The sequence below is a fragment of the Paenibacillus urinalis genome (assembly GCF_028747985.1).
Lineage (GTDB): Bacteria > Bacillota > Bacilli > Paenibacillales > Paenibacillaceae > Paenibacillus > Paenibacillus urinalis.
Genome location: NZ_CP118108.1, coordinates 790,085 through 813,062 on the forward strand (window position 1 = coordinate 790,085; position 22,978 = coordinate 813,062).

15 protein-coding genes and 1 pseudogene are annotated in these 22,978 nt (G+C 46.8%); 11 read left to right on the forward strand and 5 right to left on the reverse strand.

Going from position 1 to position 22,978, the window contains the following annotated elements; translation table 11 throughout:
• Positions 1-28: 28 nt before the first annotated feature.
• The gene (locus PUW25_RS03580; RefSeq protein WP_274338099.1) at positions 29-310 is read right to left on the reverse strand and encodes a hypothetical protein; all 282 of its coding nucleotides are present in this window, start codon (positions 308-310) and stop codon (positions 29-31) included.
• 388 nt (positions 311-698) lie between these two features.
• Between PUW25_RS03580 and PUW25_RS03585 the strand changes: the two genes are divergently transcribed.
• The 8 genes and pseudogenes from PUW25_RS03585 to PUW25_RS03620 all read left to right on the forward strand — a co-directional run bounded on the left by PUW25_RS03585 (position 699) and on the right by PUW25_RS03620 (position 14,473).
• Complete coding sequence (locus tag PUW25_RS03585) at positions 699-2,168, forward strand: polysaccharide deacetylase family protein (protein ID WP_274338100.1); 1,470 nt, start codon at positions 699-701, stop codon at positions 2,166-2,168.
• A pseudogene (locus PUW25_RS03590) lies at positions 2,168-3,531 on the forward strand (nucleotide sugar dehydrogenase). The gene PUW25_RS03585 and the pseudogene PUW25_RS03590 overlap by 1 nt, the downstream one beginning before the upstream one ends.
• A 21-nt stretch (positions 3,532-3,552) precedes the next feature.
• Complete coding sequence (locus tag PUW25_RS03595) at positions 3,553-5,442, forward strand: glycosyltransferase (protein WP_274338101.1); 1,890 nt, start codon at positions 3,553-3,555, stop codon at positions 5,440-5,442.
• Positions 5,443-7,209, forward strand: a complete 1,767-nt coding sequence (locus tag PUW25_RS03600) for a polysaccharide deacetylase family protein (protein WP_274338102.1) — start codon at positions 5,443-5,445, stop codon at positions 7,207-7,209.
• A gap of 44 nt (positions 7,210-7,253) precedes the next feature.
• Positions 7,254-8,393, forward strand: coding sequence for a glycosyl hydrolase family 18 protein (locus PUW25_RS03605; RefSeq protein WP_274338103.1), 1,140 nt, complete (start codon positions 7,254-7,256; stop codon positions 8,391-8,393).
• Positions 8,394-8,583: 190 nt separating this feature from the next.
• Positions 8,584-12,045, forward strand: coding sequence for a glycoside hydrolase family 2 TIM barrel-domain containing protein (locus tag PUW25_RS03610; protein ID WP_047912851.1), 3,462 nt, complete (start codon positions 8,584-8,586; stop codon positions 12,043-12,045).
• Positions 12,046-12,608: 563 nt separating this feature from the next.
• The gene (locus PUW25_RS03615; RefSeq protein WP_047912853.1) at positions 12,609-13,013 is read left to right on the forward strand and encodes an iron chaperone; all 405 of its coding nucleotides are present in this window, start codon (positions 12,609-12,611) and stop codon (positions 13,011-13,013) included.
• Positions 13,010-14,473 carry a serine hydrolase domain-containing protein gene (locus tag PUW25_RS03620; RefSeq protein WP_238546432.1) on the forward strand — a complete coding sequence of 488 codons (1,464 nt, stop codon included), beginning with the start codon at positions 13,010-13,012 and terminating at the stop codon, positions 14,471-14,473. Before PUW25_RS03615 ends, PUW25_RS03620 begins: the two co-directional genes overlap by 4 nt.
• Before the next feature lie 16 nt (positions 14,474-14,489).
• Here the strand turns inward: PUW25_RS03620 and PUW25_RS03625 are convergent, their stop codons facing one another.
• Positions 14,490-15,260 (reverse strand): YheC/YheD family protein, encoded by a 771-nt coding sequence (locus PUW25_RS03625; RefSeq protein WP_238546433.1) that lies wholly within the window; start codon positions 15,258-15,260, stop codon positions 14,490-14,492.
• Positions 15,261-15,614: 354 nt separating this feature from the next.
• Between PUW25_RS03625 and PUW25_RS03630 the strand changes: the two genes are divergently transcribed.
• A complete protein-coding gene (locus PUW25_RS03630; protein WP_052512123.1) occupies positions 15,615-17,642 on the forward strand; it encodes a methyl-accepting chemotaxis protein in 2,028 nt (675 codons plus the stop codon).
• A 99-nt stretch (positions 17,643-17,741) separates the two neighbouring features.
• Here PUW25_RS03630 and PUW25_RS03635 read toward each other — a convergent pair whose 3' ends face one another.
• Positions 17,742-18,350 (reverse strand): transglutaminase-like domain-containing protein, encoded by a 609-nt coding sequence (locus PUW25_RS03635; protein WP_193746079.1) that lies wholly within the window; start codon positions 18,348-18,350, stop codon positions 17,742-17,744.
• Between the two features lie 185 nt (positions 18,351-18,535).
• Here PUW25_RS03635 and PUW25_RS03640 point away from each other — a divergent pair, with 185 nt between their 5' ends.
• Positions 18,536-20,689 (forward strand): amidase family protein, encoded by a 2,154-nt coding sequence (locus tag PUW25_RS03640; RefSeq protein WP_238546434.1) that lies wholly within the window; start codon positions 18,536-18,538, stop codon positions 20,687-20,689.
• Positions 20,690-20,797: 108 nt separating this feature from the next.
• On the opposite strand, the gene PUW25_RS03645 is transcribed toward PUW25_RS03640, so the two are convergent.
• Positions 20,798-20,974: a DUF2197 domain-containing protein gene (locus PUW25_RS03645; protein WP_081872619.1), complete on the reverse strand. Its 177-nt coding sequence runs from the start codon at positions 20,972-20,974 to the stop codon at positions 20,798-20,800.
• A gap of 82 nt (positions 20,975-21,056) precedes the next feature.
• Positions 21,057-21,515, reverse strand: a complete 459-nt coding sequence (locus PUW25_RS03650) for a hypothetical protein (RefSeq protein ID WP_047912855.1) — start codon at positions 21,513-21,515, stop codon at positions 21,057-21,059.
• A 230-nt stretch (positions 21,516-21,745) separates the two neighbouring features.
• Between PUW25_RS03650 and PUW25_RS03655 the strand changes: the two genes are divergently transcribed.
• Positions 21,746-22,927, forward strand: a complete 1,182-nt coding sequence (locus PUW25_RS03655; protein ID WP_274338104.1) for a NupC/NupG family nucleoside CNT transporter — start codon at positions 21,746-21,748, stop codon at positions 22,925-22,927.
• The last annotated feature ends 51 nt before the right edge of the window (positions 22,928-22,978 follow it).

Sequence of the window (22,978 nt, forward strand, 5' to 3'; positions counted from 1 at the left end):
GCTTCCATATCACGTGTATCGGCTATTTTTATATGGCAGTAGTATCAAGATGCTCATTCCATTGTTTGAGCGACTGTGCATCATCATAACCAAGCTTATGCGCAGTCTTAATCAGCTGAATATTGCTGTGAAGAAAGAGATCCTCCAGCAGTCCTGTTTTATGATATAAATGCTCGGGCATGTGCTCCCTCATATTTTCTAGTGTTTCGCTAAAAAGCTTATAGAGCTCGAGATGCTCCCTTTCACAAATCTCCACAATTTCCTGAGATCTTCTATCAAGTACTTCTCTCAAAATTTGATCTACCATCATCTCTAGTCCTCCCTGTTGTCCATCCATTGAGATCAGAATATGCCTACTGTATAGAACGAACATCATCGCAATATTAAAATAAAGGACTAATTATATTAATATTAAAATGTTAATATATTACAGGTGACAAAAATAATGATGAATCGGCTGTTTTTATGTCCAAAAATCGCAAAATTGTTAATATATTGTGCGTGTTTTTGCTTTATAATAGTTCTGAAGTAGTGACATTTTTTAGAAAATTGTTAATCCAATATGCTTAGTTAGCAAGTGAGCTTGGGTCTTCAAGTCTGGTTAATAGAAGAATAGAATTTCATGGAAATGTAAGTGGGTCATTGTATTTTATGCATGCTAGAGAAGCGTGTCGAATAATGAAAAGGAGCATAGCAAGATGCCAAGCACAGCTACATATTACAGGCAGGCCGGACTGATCATTCTGTCTCTGCTGGTTCTGCTGACAGGATGCAGCACTGCGAAGAAGGACACAATCACGAACGATCCAAATGTAAATCCGGATCCTGTCGTGCAGCGTTATGAAGGAGAGAAGAGTCAGGAGATTCCCTATGTATATACAGGACGCAGAGAGCTCTCACTGACCTTTAACGGAATGGGTGACAAGGAGACGATGGATCGCCTGCTGGATGAGCTGGACAAGTACAAGATTAAGGCTACTTTTTTCCTGCCCGGCATGAGGGTCGCAGAGGAGCCGGATATTGCTCAGGCGATTGTGGACAGGGGACATGAAATTGAGAATAATCTGCTGAATCAGCTAGATATCACCGATATGAATTACAACGATATCTATCAGGAGGTTAAGCTCGCGAATGAGGTGATTAAGGAGCATACGGGTGCTGAGCCCGTTTACGTCCGTACCAGATCCGGAGATATTCCTGAAGATCTCGCCCTGGCTGCAGCTCATCTGGGGATGAAGGCAGTGGTCAGCTACAGCATTAATCCGAAGGATCGGGATATGAAGAGCGCAGAGGAGATTGGTGAATATGTAGAGCGTTATATTCATCGGGGCGGGATTATTACTTTAAATACCGATATCAATCCTGAGATTGTTGAATCGATTAAGTATATTGCGGCAGCCGCGGAGGATATCGGCTATAAGTTAATTCCACTTAGAGAACTGGCAGAGAATGGCGGAGTCCGTAAGCCGCTTGAGGAAATACCCGGCTATGATGCAGCTAAGATCAATCCGGATTATGAGAACGCCGAATACGAGCTGATATATAAGGTCAAGACCGACAAGAAGCAGGTGGCTCTGACACTGGATGACTGGGCCACCGATAAGACAGTAACCCAATTTCTTGATATCCTGGCCGAGAAAAAAGTACATGCTACCTTTTTTCTGCGAGCCAGAGGCGTAGTAGATAATCCCAATCTGGCTCGTGCAATCATTGAAGAGGGACATGATGTTGCGAATCATACGTATACGCATCCGGTTGTTACCTCGCTGACAGCAGAGGAATTGCAGGAGGAAATTGTGAAAGCTCATGAGGTGTTGACGGAGGCAATCCAACAGCAGCCGCTGATGCTCTTCCGTCCGCCTACGGGAGCGATCGATGCTCAGAGTGCCAAGGTGATTGCTGCGACAGGATATGAGCACATTGCGATGTACGATGTGACAGCAATGGATTGGGACGTATCCCATTCTGCAGACGACATTGTGAATATGGTTATGGACCAAACGGAAAATGGCAGCATTATTCTGCTTCACATCCTGGATGGTATTCACTCTGTTGAAGCTCTTCCAAGGATTATTGATCAGCTGCGAGCCAAAGGGTATACATTTGTCAGCTTGGTAGATTTAATGGAACAGAACAAAACATGGATAAACAGTGATGAGGTAAAATAATGGGATTGTTTGAGGAACTGGCTGCTGGGAACGAGAAGCTCGCAGTGATTGGACTTGGTTATGTCGGGCTGCCTATTGCGGCTGCTTTTGCCAGAAAGTTGAATGTTATTGGATTTGATGTGAATCGTCAAAAAATAAAAGCCTATCAGGATGGAATCGACCTGACTGGTGATATCGGGGATGAAGCTGTACGGCATTGCGGCGTAGACTTTACGTCAGATAGGGACCAGCTTGCTGGGGTACGCTGCTATATTGTTGCCGTACCAACACCCGTCAAGAGCGGGAACGTTCCTGATCTGGAGGCAGTACAGAAGGCGAGCCGGCTTGTAGCCGAGCGGCTGACACCAGGCTCGCTCGTAGTCTATGAATCTACGGTATATCCCGGCGTAACGGAAGAGGTATGCATACCTATTCTCGAGGAAGTTTCGGGACTTACGTGCGGAAGGGATTTTAAGGTGGGGTATTCACCGGAGCGGATTAATCCGGGAGACCAAGTCCACCGGCTGGAGAATATTGTGAAGATTGTATCTGGCAATGATGAGGAGGCGCTGGAGACCGTCGCCAGCCTATATGAGCTGATCGTCGAGGCCGGGGTTCACCGTGCCGAGAGCATCAAGGTAGCCGAGGCAGCTAAGGTCATCGAGAATGCACAGCGGGATATTAATATTGCCTTCATGAATGAGCTGTCCATGCTGTTTCATGAGATGGATATCGATACGAATGCCGTTCTCAGAGCTGCAGGGACCAAGTGGAATTTCCTTCCGTTCCGTCCGGGTCTGGTCGGCGGCCATTGTATCAGTATAGACCCTTATTATTTGACTTACAAAGCGGAGGACAGCGGTTATCATTCGCGAATTATTTTGGCTGGACGGCAGATTAACGACGGTATGGGCAAGTACATCGCCCAGAATATCATCAAGATGATGGTGAAGCAGCAGATGGATTTGAGAAATACGCGCATCGGCATTTTCGGACTTGCTTTCAAAGAGAATTGCAGTGATATCCGCGCATCGGCATTTTCGGACTTGCTTTCAAAGAGAATTGCAGTGATATCCGCAATTCCAAGGTGATGGATATTCTGAATGAGCTAAGCGAATATGGGATTACCCCATTGGTAGCCGATCCTTATGTCGATGCGGCTACTGCCTATCAGGAATACGGCGTGGAGCTTTCCGATCCTGCGCATCTAGTAGATTTAAACATCGCAGTGGTAGCTGTAGCCCACGAATCTTTTAGAGCAATGAGCTTCAACCAGGTGCAGCAGCTATATAGCCATACACAGCCGAAGATTATGTTTGATATCAAGGGGATATATGACAGACACATGTATGAGCAGAGCGGATTTCTCTACTGGAGCTTGTAGTCCACAGATAGGAGCTTCGATATGATAAGTAGAAAAGACAAAATCAAAGAGGAAAAAGAAAAGCTGACAAGAGAAAAGCTGACCAAGACCCGTCCAGACAGGCGGAAGCTGTCCTATGTGCCAGACCCCGAGAAGGTTCGGGGCTCAACAGATCGGCGCGGTATTGCGGCGGCTGAGGGAACGGAAGGAATAGATGTTGATTACATTAATCGGCTGCGTAAGCTCAGTCTGCGTTATTTGGCAGAATTTGAAGTGAACGTTACACCAAAAGGCCGAAAGAGCAGGCATGCACTTAGAGGCAAGTCAATCGATATTTCTTCGACCGGACTGTTAATGGAGCTGTACCATCCGAAGCATCATTTACAGGTTGGGAGCCGAGTGAATGCCAGATTCAAGATCCCGCCGGGGGCTATGCCGGAGGGATTCGAATCGTCAGTCAATATGGATGCGAAGGTGGTCCGTATTGTCACACAGGAGCAAACCGAGGATTCAGAAGGCAGTGTGCAGATCGCCCTTGATTTTGAGAAGCCGCTGACCTCTTATCTTCAGAAAAAGCGCTGGGGATATTCTGTCTATTCTGCCAGTGCCATCCTCCTATTCGCGGTGCTGCTGATTATGCTGATGCGAGCAGAGAGTATCATTTATTTCAAATATAATGTAGTTCTTTACTTATATAGTCTGATTGCGGCAGCCTTCTTGCTGACCCGGTACTTGTTCGGCGCGATGTACAGGGATGTCAAGGTGGATCCGCTGTATACGCCGGGTGTGTCTATTATTATCCCATGCTTCAATGAAGAGGAATGGATTCATCGAACGATCCTTAGCTGTATCAATCAGGATTACCCGGTGAACAAGCTGGAGGTCATTGTAGTCGATGACCGCTCCACAGATCGGTCAGTAGAGCGCATCCAGGAGACCATTGAAATGATCCATCAAGAGGCGGAACGGTATGGGACCGCAGAGAGACTCTCTTATGTTGTGCTTGAAGAGAATGGGGGCAAGCGGGAAGCTCTGGTTAGAGGGGTAAAGATGGCGAAGCATAACCTTGTCGTCTTTGTTGACTCGGACAGCTTTCTTGAGCCAACGGCTATTCGCCATCTGGTGCAGCCCTTCCAGGATCCGAAGATGGGCGGCGTTGCTGGTCGAACGGACGTGGAGAATACGTATACGAACACGATCACCAAGCTGCAGACCGTTCGCTATTTTATCGCTTTTCGTATTATGAAAGCAGCGGAATCCTGGTTCGACAGTGTAACCTGCTTGTCCGGTCCGTTGTCCTGCTATCGCAAGGAACTGGTGCTTCAGCACGCGGATGCTTGGCTGAATCAGAAGTTCCTGGGGCAGCCTGCGACCTTCGGCGACGATCGAAGTATGACGAACTACATTCTAAAAACCCACCGGACAGGTTATCAGGATACGGCCATATGCTCCACGATTGTTCCATCTAAAATGGATGTCTTCCTGAAGCAGCAGATGCGGTGGAAGCGCTCGTGGCTGCGTGAGTCCTTGCGTGCAGGAACCTTTATATGGCGCAAAGAACCGTTCATGGCATTATTCTTTTATATTGGAGTCATTGTTCCCATTGCCGCGCCTGTTATCGTTCTCTATAACCTCGTCTATGTGCCGGTTGTTCATCATGTCTTTCCTTTTACCTTCCTGATGGGACTGTTCATGATGGCACTGCTGATGAGTCTTGCACACCTCTTGTTCAGGAAGAGCAAGCTGTGGGTGTTCGGATTTGTGTTCTGCGTATTTTATGAATTCATTCTCTTGTGGCAGATGCCTGTGGCCTGGTTTACCTTCTGGAAGTCCACTTGGGGTACGCGGGAGACACCACAGGACATTGAGGCAAGGAAGAAGAAGGAAGAGCGCAAGAACAAACGAAAAATGAAAAAAGGATGGCAGGCCTAAATGATCAATAAGCATAAGACTGCCGCTATGGATGTTCACCAGAAGAATGCACGGAAGCTGCGCAAGTCGATTATCCAGTTCATTGTTCTAATTCTATTAGCCCTATTGCTCATAAAAACGTTGTTTAATATCGATAAGTACGAGGAGCCTGACCGGGCTGCGTGGACGGGAACGGACGGTTTTATAGCGATATCCTACTTTGGTGTCGGACGGGCAGGTACAGCCAAGCTTGTGGATAAGGATCAGCTGAAGGATCAGCTGGAGGCACTGTATGATCAGGGGTACGTAACGATATCGCAGCAGGACATCCTTGATTATTACCATGAAGGGAAGCCTCTGCCGGAGAAGGCACTGTTTCTGTCCTTCGAAGATGGTCGGAACGATTCCAGCTTATTCGCTCAGCCTCTGCTAGAGAGGTTTAATTACAAGGCAACGTTTCTCTCTTATGCCAACAAGATCGGCAACAGCGAACGGAAGTTTGTGCAGCCGAAGGAAATGCTGAAGATGACGAAGACGGGATATTGGGAGCTGGGGTCGAATGGCTATCGGCTGAGTTATATTAACGTATTTGATGAGGAAGGCCGGTTCATCGGAGAGAAGGATGAGAGCGAGCTGCCTGATAAATCAGATATCGAGTACTACAATCATTACTTAATGGATTTTATAAGGGACAAGAATATGATCCCTGCTGAAGACCGAACGCAGATGGAAGCCAGAATTAAGACCGATTATGATCTGATGAAAAATATATATACGGATTCACTTGGTTATGTTCCCGGCGTATATATGATCATGCACGCCAATGCGCTGGGAAACGGGATGAACAGGCTGGTGACGAATGCCAATGAGCAGCAGATCAGAGAGCTGTTCAACCTTCACTTTAATCGGGAGGGCAATGCACTGAATACTCAGGCCGATCAAGTGTATAATCTAAGCCGGGTTCAGCCCGCCCCCTATTGGTCAACCAATCATCTGCTGATGAAGATCGTGCAGGATTCGGGTCAGGCTCTGGAGTTCGTCCAAGGAGATGAGCGCGAAGCAGAGAAGTGGCGTCTAATAACAGGGGCAGCTGAGTTTAAAGAAGGCGAGATCATTCTCACATCACCCGCCGGGGGGATGGGAAGACTTGCGCTGTTTGATTCTACAGGCTCAAACGACATTTCAATGCGCTTCGAAGCTGCAGGCAATGTAGTGGGTCGTCAGGGAGTGTATTTAAGAAACGATGAAGAGAAGGGGAGCTACCTGCGGGTCGATCTTGTAAATAACAGTCTGCGAGTCGTACAGAAGACAGCCGGTCACGAGGAAGAAACCATCTATGAAGAGAAGCTGGATCCGGTGATCTGGTCCCATGAAGACCTGGCGTATGATAAAGCCTCTGTGTATACCAAGGAGCAGACAACGGCGGGAGATCGGGATGCAGATGAGGAATATCCGATTAATATTGCGGATCAACGTCTAATTCAGATATCGCTGCAGAAGGACAAGCTTAGCGTTACTGTAGATGATGCAGAATGGATTAAGCAGCTGCCTGTTGATCCTTCCATAGATGAAGGTAAGCTTATGCTCTATGCTGCTTATCACAAGCAGAACAAGAAGGACACGATCTATGACGGGATCTTTAAAGAGGTTGAAGTATATGTAAGTGAACCGGATGCTGAGGAACCTTCCAAGCTGTACAGCAATATTCCAACGGGCTGGGAGAGAGTATCCTATTCGGTAAGGAATGCTTTCAATTCAGCCATTGATTGGGCAGTCGAAACATTTTGATGAGCTGGGATCAATCATGACGAGTTATAGAATGGAGATACGATGTGGTTAGGACAAGCTATGGAAAGCGCGGGAAACGTGGAAATCGTGGGCGACGTGGACGGTATGGGAAGCCGGCATTTGTATTTGTTGTCCTCCTGGTGATCGGTTTACTCACTGTCCTGCTGTTCTTCCTGCTGCAGAACAAGAATGCTCAGGCTCCAGTTAAAGCTCCTGGGCAGGCCTCAGAGCTGCCAGCCCAGGATCTGTCTGTCTGGATTACCGACTGGCAGTGGGAAGCGGGCATTGAGGATTGGTCTGCCCTGCACAAGGGGACCGTTGATGTACAGCTGTTTGCAGCTTATTTTGATGAGCGGGATGAGCTGTATTTTACAGAGACGATGTCGAATGCTCTTCCCCGGCTGCATGAGCTGACGGGTGTGGAAGCAGATTCTGATGCACGAATTGGACTGACGCTGGTCAATGATATCATTCATGACGATGGAAGTGCGGTCCAGAAGGACCCTGAGCTGCTGACACGACTTACCGCAACGAACGAATCGCGAGCACGACATATGGAGAGCATTACGAATATCGTAGAGCGATATGGCCTGGATCAAATCGAGATTGATTACGAGCAGATAAAAGATCAGGATTGGCCGAATATGATCCGGTTTTATGAGGAGCTGGCTCTTGAGCTTGACGAGATGAATGTGTCTCTGCGTATTGTACTTGAACCCAAGGCACCTATTGAGGAGCTGAAGCTGCCTGAGGGACCGGAGTATGTTATGATGGCCTACAATTTGTATGGAGGGCACAGCGGACCAGGTTCGAAAGCAGATATGGTATTTATTAAGGAGCTTGCTGCGAGGATGAGTCATCTACCAGGTGATCCCATCATGGCTTTCTCGGCGGGTGGATTTGATTGGTCCGAAGGCAGCAGCACGGTCTCTCTTACGGAGAAGGCAGCTGCTGATTTGCTGGATAGATATGAGATCACTCCTGAACGAGATACGAAGAGCGGCAGCTTGTATTTTAATTACACGGATGAGGATGGAGCACCCCATACGGTGTGGTACGCCGATCACGAGACACTCCAAGGCTGGATGGAGGCAGCAAGTCGTGAGGGAATTCATAAGTATGCTATATGGCGGCTTGGTGAGCTGGGAGAAGATACTCGGGATTTGCTGCGTGAGGTAGAGTGAATGTCGAATTATTGCGGTTTTTTGTTGCGAAGAATCCGGGTAAGAAATCAAACGTTTTCATGTTACAATGAGGAAGTGAATGAGGGTGCGGTGGCGGAGCCTTCTTTGCTTCTTCTTTTTTTTGCCTGCCAGTACCTATATATGTAAACGCAATCATCATAATCAAATGAGTAAATGTGAGAGGTGACCTATGAATCAACAAATATTGTTTAATGATGGCTGGGAATTTGCGAAGATGCACCTTGAAGCAAAGGACGCGGGGATAGGAGGACAGGATCCGAGTGAACTGGATGCAGCAGCAGCGGCAGAGCTTCAATATGTCCCGGTCGATCTTCCTCATGACTGGTTAATCTATAACTCGCTCGACTTATATGAGAACAGCATTGGCTGGTATCGCAAGAAATTTACATACAGCGAGGGTGAGAAGCAGGTGCTTCTCGCTTTTGACGGTGTTTATATGAATTCCTCTGTCTATGTAAATGGACAGCTTGTGGGCGAATGGAAGTATGGATATTCTGCCTTTGAGCATGAGATCACGAAGGCACTGGTACCTGGTGAGAACGAAATTATCGTTAAGGTTGTACACCAAAGCCCGAACAGCAGATGGTATTCTGGAGCAGGGATTTACCGTGACGTATGGCTTAAGACCAGAGAGAGCAATCATATCGTGACGAACGGAATTTATGTATCTACGACTCAGCAGGAACAGGGCTGGCTGGTTGAAGTGGATACAGATGTAGAGCTTCTGCAGGACGGTGAGCTCGTTCACACCATTATGGATCAGGGGAAGGTTATCGCTGCTTCTTCAGATCAGCTTGCGGCAGGAACAGAATCCACATTAACGAACCGCCAGCAGCTGACCGCCGTGAACCCTATACTGTGGAGTACCGATGAGCCTTATCTGTACCAGCTGGTCACTGAACTGAAGATGGCTGGGGAAACGGCTCAGAAGGTGACTCAGAATATTGGCTTCCGCACGGTCAGTATGGACCCGAACGACGGCTTCCGCTTGAACGGTGTGAAGATGAAGCTGAACGGCGTCTGCGAGCATCATGACTTGGGAGCTCTCGGAGCCGCATTTAACGTGACTGCTCTGCGCCGAAGATTTGAGCTGCTGAAGGAGATGGGCGTGAACTCCATTCGTACAGCTCACAACATGCCGGCGAAGGCGTTCATGGAGCTGGCGGATGAGATGGGAATGCTGATTGTTTCTGAAGGCTTTGATATGTGGGAGAGATCCAAGACGCCTTATGACTATGCAAGATTTTTCCCGGAATGGGCACATACGGACGTGAAGAGCTGGGTGATGCGGGACCGCAACCATCCAAGCCTTATTATGTGGAGTATCGGCAACGAGATTTATGATACGCATGCAGATGAGCGCGGACAAGAAGTGACCCAAATGCTGATGGACTATGTGCTGGAATTTGATCCGAAGCAGAATGGACGTGTCACAATCGGCTCTAACTACATGCCATGGGAGAATGCGCAGAAATGTGCAGACATCGTGAAAGTGGCGGGCTATAACTATGCTGAGAAGTATTATGACGAGCATCATGAAGAGCATCCGGACTGGATCATCTACGGAAGCGAAACGGCTTCGGTCGTACAGAGCCGAGGAATCTATCATTTCCCGTTTGAAAAAGCGATCCTGGCCGACGATGATGAGCAGTGCTCTGCGCTTGGCAACAGTACGACCAGCTGGGGAGCGAAGTCGGCGGAGGCATGTATTTTGGCCGAAAGAGACACGCCGTACTCCCTTGGACAATACTTGTGGACCGGCTTCGATTATATTGGTGAGCCGACGCCGTATCATACGAAGAACTCTTATTTTGGACAGCTGGATACCGCTACTTTCAAAAAAGATTCCTATTACATCTATCAATCGGCCTGGACAGATTATAAGAAAGCACCGATGGTTCACATTTTCCCTCATTGGGATTTCAGCCCTGGTCAAATGATCGATGTACGCGTGTGCTCCAATGCACCGAGAATTGAGCTGCAGCTGAACGGCAGTACGATCGGAACATATGACATTGATCATGAGAACGGTACGCAGCTGGTCGGCTGGTGGAAGGTGCCTTACGAGCCAGGTGAGCTTAAGGCGATTGCATATGACGAGAATGGCCATGTTATTGCGACAGATGTGCAAAAATCCTATACGGATGCAGCGAAGATTCGCCTGCTGCCGGATAAGACAGAGCTTACTGCTGACGGCACGGACCTTATTTTTGTAGAGATTAATGTGGAAGACGAAGCAGGGAACGTGGTACAGAATGCAAATAATCGTGTGAATGTCAGCGTAAGCGGCGCGGGGCGCCTGATTGGTCTCGATAGCGGGGACAGCACAGATTATGATCAATACAAAGGACAGAGCAAACGACTGTTCAGCGGCAAGCTGATGGCGATTATTGGTGCGACGAAGGAGCCGGGAGCGATTAAGATTGAGGTGAGCTCTGAGGGTCTTATAGGACAATCTGCTGAATTCCAGTCTGTTCCTGCAGCGGATGAAGCACAGCTGGGCAGCATCGATGCAAACACGAAGAACGAGGCCATGGCGATTGTGATGGGAAGTGAAGCTGAGGTTCCGCTGCGCAAAATTGAGCTCATTAGTAGTAAAGGTCAGGTGCTGAATCCATCGAATACAGTACTAACCGTAGAAGCGATTCTGTATCCGGCGAATACGTCCTATACGGATCTTGAGTGGTCTGTCGTTAACGATGCCGGGATTGAGTCTAACATCGCGAAGATTGAGGCAGACGGGCATACGGCTACAATCAGCGCACTTGGTGATGGTGAATTCCTGGTACGCGCCACGAGCAAGAACGGAACCGACAAGACCAAGCTGATCTCCCACTTGGAATTCAGAGCTGAAGGGCTCGGCACTGCCTTCAAAGATCCGTATGGCTTTATTACCGGAGGTCTGTACGATGATGCGATAGGCGATGTCAGCAACGGGAATGAGAAAGGCTTCGCAACGAGCCGTGATGGGAAGACCGTTGTAGGCTTCCAGAACATCGACTTTGGTGCTTACGGTTCGGACACGATGACCATTCCGATCTTTGCGCTCTCCAATGAGGAATACTTCATTCAGATCTGGGAGGGCCTGCCGGAGGAAGAAGGCAGTACCCTGCTAGCGGATGTAGTGTACCAGAAGGAATCCAAATGGAATGTGTATCAAGAGGAGACGTACCGCCTGTCCAAACGACTGAACGGGATCACTTCGATCTATTTTGTGCTGAATCAGAAGATCCACGTCAAGGGCTTTACGTTCGAGAAGAAGAATAGAGCCTTCGAGCAGAATGCAGCCGCACAGTGCGATCACATCTATGGTGATACCTTCACCATTGCAGGTGATCACGTAGAGGGGATCGGTAATAACGTATCTCTGGAGTTCAGTGATATGGACTTCACGGCGGAAGGCGCCTCAAGAGTTGTATTCTACGGCAGCTCACCGATTGACAAGAATACGATTCATATCCGGTTTGCAGGTCCAGATGGCGAGAGCAATCAGCTTGTAGAGTTCACGCAGTCGAACGGATACGAAGAGCAGGTCTTTGAGCTGGAGACAGTAACAGGTCAGCAGAAGGTGACGTTCATCTTCCTGCCGGGCAGTAACTTTGACTTTGGCTGGTTTAGATTTGAGAAGTAAGACAGATTCTCGTAAGGTAAGAGATTAGAATTGAATGGAGAAAAGAGGGGGCAGATGCCTAATATCATTAAGCTAAGTCTGATCTTAATGATATTGAGGCAGATACCCCTCTTTTTAATACCTAATATATTGGCTTGTATGCTTAACTTTCTATTTCCGTGATTCTCTTTCTATTAAGTTCAGCTTCTCTGTGAGTGCATTGATTTCTTCTTTTAGCGTTCGATATATGGAATACATAGATGACCCGATGAGGATAAGAAGCGTTCCCGAAATCGGTAGTACATAGCGTAAAATAAATATATGATAAAAATAACTATCGGGAGTATCGGATCTAACACTTCTAGGTATAAAAAGAATGAGACCACTAACAATTAATATAACTCCTAAAATTATAGAGAGATTATAGAATGTTCTAAACTTTGCAGATTCCAATAAGACCACTCCTCATCGGCTATAAATTAATATTACTGAGGCTATTGTATAGAAGATTAACCTGTTCGAGTTCCTATGTAAACCATTCCTTACTCAATCATTTATAGATCCGAACGTTAAAGGAGCGCCATATGAAAAATAATGAAGAGACAAATCCATCAACGGATAAATCAGAGAGTAAATTAATTGACACCTTCATTTCACAGTTCCCGCCTGATGTTCAAAATAAATTGCAGACGTTGAGGCAGGTCATTAGAGAAGCTGCACCTGAGGCGAAGGAGAAGATCAGCTATCAGATGCCGACGTTTGCACTTTCAGGTAATCTGGTTCATTATTCAGCCTTCAAGCACCATATCGGCTTCTATCCGGGGGCAAGTGGGATCGCCGCGTTCAAGGATGAACTATCGAAGTATAAGAGCGCCAAGGGCTCTGTGCAATTTCCAATGGACCAGCCTCTCCCGTATGAGCTTATCAGCAGGATCGTTAAGTTCCGAGTGAAGGAGAACAAGGAGAAGGCTGGTGTTAAACGTCAATGAGTTGGACAAAGGATACGCCTGACAAGGACAACACATCAGGTATTCTGGATATTTGTGATGGGACTACAGACGAGATGACCTCGATAATCGCCAAAATTGAAGAATCACAACTAGAGGTAAATAGTCTTGTGCTTATGAAGGATGGAGTGATAAAGGCTGAGATCTACCGGGAGCCTTACCGTAAGGGATGCCCTCAGCTGCTGTATTCATTAAGCAAGAGCTTTACTTCCATCGCGATAGGCATTGCTTGGGATCAAGGGCTCATTCGTCTAGATGATCCGGTCATTTCCTTTTTTCCTGATAAACTTCCTCCAGTGATCTCTCCTAACCTGGCCAAGATGACGATTCATCACCTGCTGTCTATGAACACGGGGCATCACGATGATATTTATGCAGAAATCGCCAGGGAGCAGGACTGGGTAAGAGCCTTCCTCTCCTTAGAAGTAAAGTATGAACCGGGAACCCATCATCTGTACAACACACATGCCACCTATATGCTCTCTGCAATCCTTGAGCGTGTCACAGGACGTAATCTGGTAGATTTCCTGATGCCGACATTGTTTGATCCGCTGCATATCCCGCGCCCAATATGGGAGACCTGTCCCATGGGTATCACTGCAGGAGGCATGGGGCTCAGTCTGACGACAGACAGCGTGGCAAGATTCGGTCAAATGCTGCTGGATAAAGGAATATATGCAGACAAGCGCATTGTATCCGAACAATATATTGAACTGGCGACGACGAAGCATAGTGACACAGCGGATCGTAAGGATCGGATAGACTGGCAGCAAGGATATGGATACCAGTTTCATATGTGCAGGCAAGGCTGCTATAGAGGGGATGGATCTTTTGGCCAGTTGTGCTTCGTTGCACCTTCCGCAGGCATTGTGCTTGCGGTAAATTCCAGCTTCAAGAGCATGGAGCCGCTGCAAACGCTGCTGGATCTGATCTATACGTATGTGCTGAGCCCTTTCCTGAAAAACAACGATAAGTTAAATCAGATGGAGAGGAAGCTTCACCTGAGTTCCAGGCTTCCGAAGCGAGTGGGGCCTATGAAGGTACTGACGGGCATTCGAGAGATAGATGGGAGATGTTATAGGTTTGACGAGCATCCTGAAGGACTGCGCTCGATCCAATTTCGTACCATAGGGGACAGATTGGAGCTTCAAATGAAATATGAAGATGAGCGTGATCAGCTGCTTGCCTTCGACCTCAACAGACCGGTGACACAGCAAGGAATATTCCATAAGGATCTATCCCTTCATTTACAGGAGGTTGTAGCTTGTGCTTCGTGGATGCGCAGTGATACTCTGCAGCTGACACTGTTCTATATCGAAACACCTTATATGGTGACATATCACTTAGCATTTACGGAACGGGAAATCGAGCTGAACTATCATGTGAACGTCTCCCTTGGCCTTCGTCAATATCAGGCATTGGGACATTTGCATGATGCCTGAACTCTCTAATCTTTAACTATCTCTTACGTCCATATTTCTTGGCGTTAGTCAGAATGTGCTGATATAGGCTCTTATCCTTCATGTTCTTCAGCGGATAAAACTGAGGTCTTGTGTTGACCTCCAGAATCCAGATTCCGCCATTCTTATCCAGCGCAACATCGAGACCCAGCTCATGGAAGCCATTCTTGTGGGAATCAAATACTTTGCCGACAGATTTTCCGAGCTTTTTGAGTTCTGCTTCGATCTCTTCTGCTGTGGTGTTAGAGAAACCAGCATTTAATAGGGTGGGGCGTATAAATCCGATGCTTCCGCCTTGCTGATAGTTGGTAGCTACTTTACCCGGGGTACCGATCTTGGTAAAAATACCAGTTGATTTCCAGCTTCCGCTGCTCGATTTCTGAACCATCACCCGAATATCGAACGGTTTGCCGTTGGTTTTCTTAAGCTGAATGCCTTGCTGAAGCAGGTACGGCTCACGGTTATTTCGTTTTTTTAATTCGTTATATAAATTATCAAGCGTACTGAATTGCTTCTTGACCGAGTTGTGCTGGTACTGGTATCCATTATCGCGCTTCTTGATTCTTATTATAATGTTGTAGCCTCCAGTACCGTTCTCCGGCTTAAAAAAGACCGTCGAGTACTGTGACAGCATGCTGCTCAGATTACTTCGGCTGAACGGCATCGTTTTTGGAAGATAATCTTGTACTTCAGGGCTTTTGTCGAGCCATTTGGTCTTGGTCCATTTGCTCTTGATGGTTGTGCTTGTATAGTGCATTTTCTTCTTCACAGGTTCTCATCCCCTTTCTACCTTAGGATATGATGGCTGATGAAGTCCGTTAGTGCACTAGTCTAGCTAGGGATAATGGGGCATCTGACACGGATAAAAAAGAGTGTAAATAGGTGCGTAGGCCCAATAAATCCTGCGAATAAGGTCCGGATTGGGCCTTTTTTTATTGCCTGCTGCTTGAGAAAAAATGTGTCACATAACACAGCAGTAATAATTATTTTACATGTGATGTTAAATAAATCATCCTGCTTGACCGATGAATAAATGTAAATCTTTTAACTTTATGCGGAGTATAGGCAATTAAAAATGCAGTAAATGAGCATGGCTTAACCAATGAACTGGAGGTTTTTTAGAGTGAGCAAGTTAAGTAAGAAGCTGAAAGGGTTCGACAAGAGCAAGCTGAAGTGGCCCAACAAAAACAAGCTGAGATTAACCGTGAAGTATAAGCTGATCATCGTATTTCTCATCGTACTTATTATCCCATCTTCTCTTATAGGGACCCTATCGTACCAATCCGCGAAGCATGTGCTGGATAAGGAATTCATGCGCAGTGCGGATGAGAGCGTGGACGTCATCAACGCAGTCATCACAGATGTCATTGCTCCTAAACGAGAGGATGTTGTAATCTTCGCCAACCATGTCAATGCAACGCGATATGATGGAGTCGATAGTCCTGATATTAGAGCCGAGTTCGATAACTACATACAATTCCATAGAGATTTAGACAGCATGTATGTCGGAACAGAAGAGGGTGTCATGATTCAGGTTCCGAGAAAGCAGCTTAACGAGGATTACGATCCACGTCAGAGACCTTGGTATAAAAAGGCGATGGAGAACAAGGGACAGGTCGTCGTTACCGATCCCTATGTATCAGCAGCAACCGGTAATCTGGTCGTCGCGGTAGCAAAAATGACAGAGGATGGCTCGGGCGTTGTCGGCATGGACATAAACCTGCAGAATTTGAGCCAAGTTGCAGGCCAGGTAAACATCGGTACTGAGGGTTATGCGATCGTACTGGACCAACAGAGGAATATTGTGGTTCATCCTACGATGGAGCTAGGTATAAGAGCAGGTGAGGATTTCTTTGATCAGATGTTCGCATCTGAACAAGGCGAGTTCTCATTTACCTCTGAAGGGGAATCGAAACGTATGGAGTTCACCACGAATGAGCTGACGGGCTGGAAGGTCGGCGGTTTTGTGTTTGATACCGAGATTGAAGGCATTACCCAGCCTATTCTTATTGCAACCAGTATCGTTATTGTTGTTGCCATTGTGCTCGGCTTGTCTCTCGTATTCTATCTTATTGCCTCCATTACGAAGCCGCTTCAAGCGCTGCGCACATCAGCAGCCCGGATTAGTGAAGGAGATCTGACCGAGAACATTCAGCTGAAAAATAACGACGAGCTTGGAGACCTCGCAGGCTCATTTAATCAAATGTCTCACAACCTGCGAACGCTGATCCAGGAAATCGGCTCCAAATCAGAGCATGTTGCCGCATCCTCAGAGGAGCTTACCGCAAGCTCAATGCAAACAGCCACGGCTTCAGAATATGTAGCTTCTTCCCTGCAGGAAGTTGCCAGCCGGGCGGAAACACAGAACGATCAGTTGAACCAAACGGTAGAAGCTCTTACTCAGATCAGCATGGGCATTCAAAAGGTAGCTGGGAATGCGGTTCATGTCTCGGATTTGACGAAGCAGGCAGCAGAGCAGGCAGTAGATGGGAATGATTCTGTACTGAAGACGATGGATCAGATGAATGCGATATACAAATCGGTGAATAAATCTAATGAACAGCTGCAATCGCTGCAACAGCGTTCTCAAGAGATTGCCGTGATTGTAGATCTCATCGGGGGGATCGCCGGGCAGACGAAGCTGCTGTCCCTTAACGCTTCCATTGAGGCGGCAAGAGCGGGCGAGCACGGCAGAGGATTTGCCGTGGTAGCTGAGGAAGTCGGTCATCTGGCCAAGCAGTCAGAGGAGGCTGCGAAGCAAATTATCGAACTGATCGGGCACATCCTTAAGGAAACGGAGACCACAGCGGATAGCATGAAGCTGGCTGCGGAAAAAGTAGAGAGTGGACTCACCATCTCCTTCAATACGACAGAGACCTTCTCTTCCATCATTCAAAATATTCAGGAAATTCCTGTTCAGGTGGAAGAAGTTGCGACACTGTCTGAGCAGATTGCTGCAAGTGCAGGACAGGTCACATCAACAGCTCAGAATTTGCTGACGCTGTCCACGGAGAATGCTTCCTTATCCGAAGATATGGCAAGCTCAACACAAGAACAGCTGGCATCCATGGAGGAAATCAGCGCAGCTTCGGCTTCGTTATCCAAGCTTGCTGAAGAACTGCAGGAGCTGGTTCAGCAATTTAAAATTTAGGATTCCGGATTCAGACATAAGTACGTACATTACGAAGAGGGCCCTTCTGAGAAGAATAAGAAGGGTCCTTCATTGTGCTTACCTCTACTGTTTATGGAACTAAATTTCTGTCGGTAGGCCGTGAAGATACATCTGAATACAATCGGAATGTCGGCGTAGTACGTCAATTGTTTTTGGATGAGGAGCTGTGTAAATTATAGGGTAATCCATCTCTTCATAGTAATCGCGTATCTGAAATGCAAGATGTTCCTCATCTAATGAGAATTTTGCATTCACACCTGACTTATTTCCTCTCGCATCAAGTCTGATCCATCTGCCTATCGACTGAAGATAAACACTGTTTAATGCATGGATGCAGTACCCCATTTCCGGGGTATCTCCAAGCGTTAGACGCTGATAACAAAATCCTGTCGGAATTCCTTTGCACCGCAATATGGCACAGAGTAAATTGGACTTGGCATAACATATACCTTCCTGATATAGCAATACATCCGATGCGATACACGTAATGCGTGAGCTCTGAATATCCCAGGAGTGAGCAATCTGATCCCGGACATATTCAAAGGCGATTTTTACGAATTCGGTTTCACTTACCGAAGTGCTGTACAACTCATTTGCCAGTTGTTGAATGGAAGGATGTGAGTAATTCACTTCCTTTGTTTCGCATAAATAGTCTTCTACAGATCCAGATTGGGCGATAAGCTGCAGCATCTGCATTCCTCCTCATCATACTTGACTTCAACCTATCAAAAAAAACGTTGAAAATCTACAAGGCATAAGACTTATAAAAAATTGTAATGTCAGATCATATGACAAAAAATTGAAATCTAGCAAATGAAGTATAAAATAGGTTTCGAGAGTTACTAACTACGAGAGAGAAAGGAGTTATGATCATGAGAATGACCATTCTAGCAAAAAGAACCATGTCCCTCGTCATTTCCGGAATGTTGATCGGAGCTATACCTGAGCTGGCGGGAACACCTTCAACCGTGCATGCGCAGGAACAGATTCGATTGGAAGAGATGACAGTCAGTGAATTGACCGAGGGATACAACAGTGGAAAATATACAGCTAAGCAGATCGTCCAAGCTTATTTGGATCGAATTGAGAAGTATGAGGATACATATAACGCGTTCACCTTCATGAATGATAACGCCCTGCAAGAGGCGGAGGAGATTGACCGTCTTCGAAGTGAAGGAGCGGAGCTGGGTCCGCTTGCGGGTATACCCGTCGTCATCAAGGAAGCAGTGGATGTCGCTGGATTCCCAAGCACATTCGGCTGGGCCCCCCTTAGTAAATCAGCGGGTGGCATTGAACTGATGCCTGCTGAGGATGCTCCGGTCGTGTCACGCCTGAAGGAAGCAGGGGCCATCATCATCGGGAAGACGAATATTCCGGCCTTCAGCGCAACAGGAACGCATGCGAATACGAGCTGGGCTGGACCTACGTATAATGCAGTCGATCCTTCCATTGCACCGGGCGGCAGCAGCAGCGGGACAGCAATGGCGATCTCGGGGAATTTGGCCGTCCTTGGAATTGCCGAGGAGACGGGAGGCTCGATTCAGAATCCGGCAGCAGCGCAAGCGATCGTCGGTATCAAGCCCTCGTTCGGACTGATCCCGACAACAGGAGTTACACCGCTTGCCGGGAGCACCCGGGACGTTCTTGGACCGCATGCCCGAACTGTGCTGGATGCGGCAGTGATGCTCGATGTTATGGCCGGTTATTCGGAGAAGGATGAGAAAACAGAGGCTGCTATTGGCCATATTCCTGAGGAAGGCTACGCAGCAGCCGTGAGTGATCAGGCGCTTAAGGGCAAGAGGTTAGGTCTGTATGGACCGGGCTGGCGTGATAGTGAGCTGTCTGCAGAGACCACAGCGCTATATGAACAAGCTGTGAAGGAGCTGGAGGAAGAAGGGGCTATTGTAGTGGAGGATCCTTTTGCCGGATCAGGCTTCAAAGAGTATGTGAAGAAGACGGGAAATGTCGGCATGGAGACATTCTTCTATGACCTGGAGAGCTATATTCAGAATTTAAATCCCGAAGACGATACCTTATCTATTCAAAGCGTATTTGAAGAGGCCGGTGAGGTTCCGTGGGTCAAAGGTGGACCGCTTAGTTTTATGGAAGGAAGATTTGCGAATATTGATACGGCAATTACAGATGCGAAGAAGACACCAGATTTAACGGAGTTCAATGAAGTTAGAGAAGAGTATCTGCGAATCTTGGACAGTGTCATGGAAGAGCATGATCTGGATGGGTTTGTGTATCCACAAATGTCTAACCGGATTCCGAAGCTGGGCGAAGGCGATATTGGCGCGACAACGGTGCCCGAGATTAATATCAGCGGCCTGCCATTAATTACGGTGCCTGCAGGATATTACGAGAATGGCTCACCCTTTGGCCTCGCGTTCTTTGGCGAGATGTGGGGAGAAGCCGAGCTGATTGCGATGGCATATGATTATGAACAGGCAACCCATCATCGGGAGCTGCCCGTATTAATTGAGAAGTCTGCAGATTATGCCGATGTTAAACCCAATAGTCCATACTTTCCTGCAGTGATGTCATTGGCAGCGGCCGGAGCGATCGATGCGGATCAATCCGAATTTCTGCCGAATGAGCCGATCACCCGTGCGGAAACAGCTGATATTATAGCAAAAGGCTTGCATCTGAATATTCCGGACAATGCGGGTACCATACTTGAGGGCTTTGAGGATATTTCATCCGAGGATGAGTATGCGGGGGTAATAGCTGCAGTATACCGTGAAGGAATTCTCCTAGGCGGATCAGATTTGTTTATGGGTGGGCAGTCACTGACGAGAGAACAGATGGCGTCTGTATTGGTAAGAGCCTTTGATCTGCCTAAGCTGTCCAACAGTCCGCACACGGTAGTGACGACGAATGTGAAGACCGCACACAAAGAGGATGTTATGATCCTGGCTCAGCACGGAATAACGGTCGAGCTGGACAATTATAGACCACAGGATACCGTTACGCGTGGTGAATTTGCCTCCTTTATGTACAGAGCGATGGGGCTGCAGCTGTAAATGTAGTCTGGCTTTCAGGATTCCCCTTATACTAAAATGATGGAATGAAAAAAAAGAGTCTGGGCTAACGATTAATTCGGTTGGCCAGACTCTTTTTTTTCCAAATTACTAACGATTCATTTCGCGCATAAAATTCATGATTGCTTCAATGCGTATTTTATCAGCACAATCTTCGCAACAAAAAAACTTATCCTTTCTTTCTTTAGCTTGTTTATATTTTTGTGAACCTTCGTATACCCTGAATGTATTCTTACAATTATAGCAACGCACATCATAGTAAAACATTTGGTAACCTCCTTACATCACTTCTTAGTTGATATATCGAAGATTGTAACCAGTTCTCTCGTCTCCTTATTTCCATTCAATACTACTTGAAATATTGTTCCAGAATTGCCGTATCAAACCCATTAGAAATTTTAAATTCGCCCGCGTTATATTTGTCCCTTGATCTGCGTGAATTTTCGATGCGAATATATTGATCATTATATATGTCCATATCGAAATGAGCCCCAGTCTTCAGCTGGATCCGGACAGTGTAGTATTCCCATGGGAGGCCACCCTCACTGGATGATTCCAGTTTCATCTTAGAAAAATGAGATATTAACTTTTGCATCTCCGATGGGTCTGTGATTTCAACACGTTCCCAATCCTCAATGTCCTCAACTCTCTTCGTAATATCAATCATATAATATGTATCTGTTTCTCTTACGTAATCCAGTACCAGCTCTTCGAAAGAAGCATAATGCAGTGACAGAATTCGCCATAGTATCGCGGCTGTCAACAGGATGGAAATGGGCAAGCCTGCGATCAGTTTAAACTTCTTCATCAGATGATCCTTTCCTTCATTGTGATTTGGGAGCAGTAGAAGCGCTTATTTTCCATTATATGAATAAACGCCGCAAATTGGGGTAAAGTTTAAGAAATTGCTTTTTTTAAATAGAAATATAGAGGAAAAAGCTGACTTGCAATAGGTTGCGTAACTGTGTAATGTAGACAAGGCGCGTAATTTTGAGTAAATGCGCTTTAATCATAAGTAAAAGGGAGTTTAGGTGCGTAATGTCAATTGTAATTGGAATTCTTGGGCTTATACTGACACTAGGACTTGGATTCCTGCTCAGCAACGATAAGAAGAATATCAACTTCAAAGCCATTGGAGTTCTGTTCGTTCTTCAAATATTACTTGCACTATTCATGTTCAAGACGAGTCTTGGTGTGAAAATCGTCGAGAGAGTGTCGGATTTTGTAACTATGGTGCTGTCCTACGGATATCAAGGAATTGAATTTGTCGTTGGGGGATGGGCTCCGCCAGAAGCAAGCGTGTTCTTTATCAACGTGCTCCTGCTCATTATCTTTACGGCAACGCTGTTGTCGATACTGACACATATTCGAGTGCTGCCGCTGGCAATCAAGTATATCGGAGGGGCCCTTGCGAAGATTACAGGACTGTCGAATGTACTTACCTTTAATGCAGTGAACTCGATCTTCTTCGGCCAATCCGAGTCACTGATTGCGATCAAGCATCATCTGCAGAAGATGAATGATAACAAGCTGTTTGTTGTATGTGCCTCTGCTATGGGTTCGGTGTCTGCGTCCATCATGGGATCATATATGACAATGATTCCTCCGCAGTATGTTCTAGTAGCCATGATCCTGAACGCCATGTCAGCGCTGATCATAGCAACGATGGTCGCTCCTTCGAAGCCAAGCGAGGATGAGAAGATTGATGTACGGGAAGTCTCCCAGACCAAATCCATCTTCGAGGCAATTTCGGCTGGTGCACTGGATGGAGGTAGAGTTGCTCTGATCGTAGGTGCGATGCTGATTGCCTATGTTGGACTCATTGCGCTTCTAGATGGAGCTCTAACATCGATATTAGGTATTTCATTTACCGCAATTCTGGGATATATCTTCAGTCCGATAGCTTGGATTATGGGAATTCCGGCAAGTGAAATGGTAACGGCGGGCTCCATTATGGGAATGAAGCTGGCGACGAATGAATTTGTAGCTATGCTGGAGTTCCAGCCGCTGATCGAGCAGCTTAGTCCCAAGACGGTTGCGATCGTCTCTACTTTCCTGGTGTCATTTGCGAATTTCAGCTCCATCGGAATTATCAGTGGATCGATTCAAGCGATCAGTGGTGAAAAAGCAGCCGTGGTTGCCAAATTTGGCCTCAAGGTACTGCTTGTTGCGACACTCGCATCCATCATTACAAGTATCATCGCCGGTTTGTTTGTGTAACAGGCTAATAGCTATTAGACTGGTAGCGTAAGGCTGGCTAGCATTTAAGCC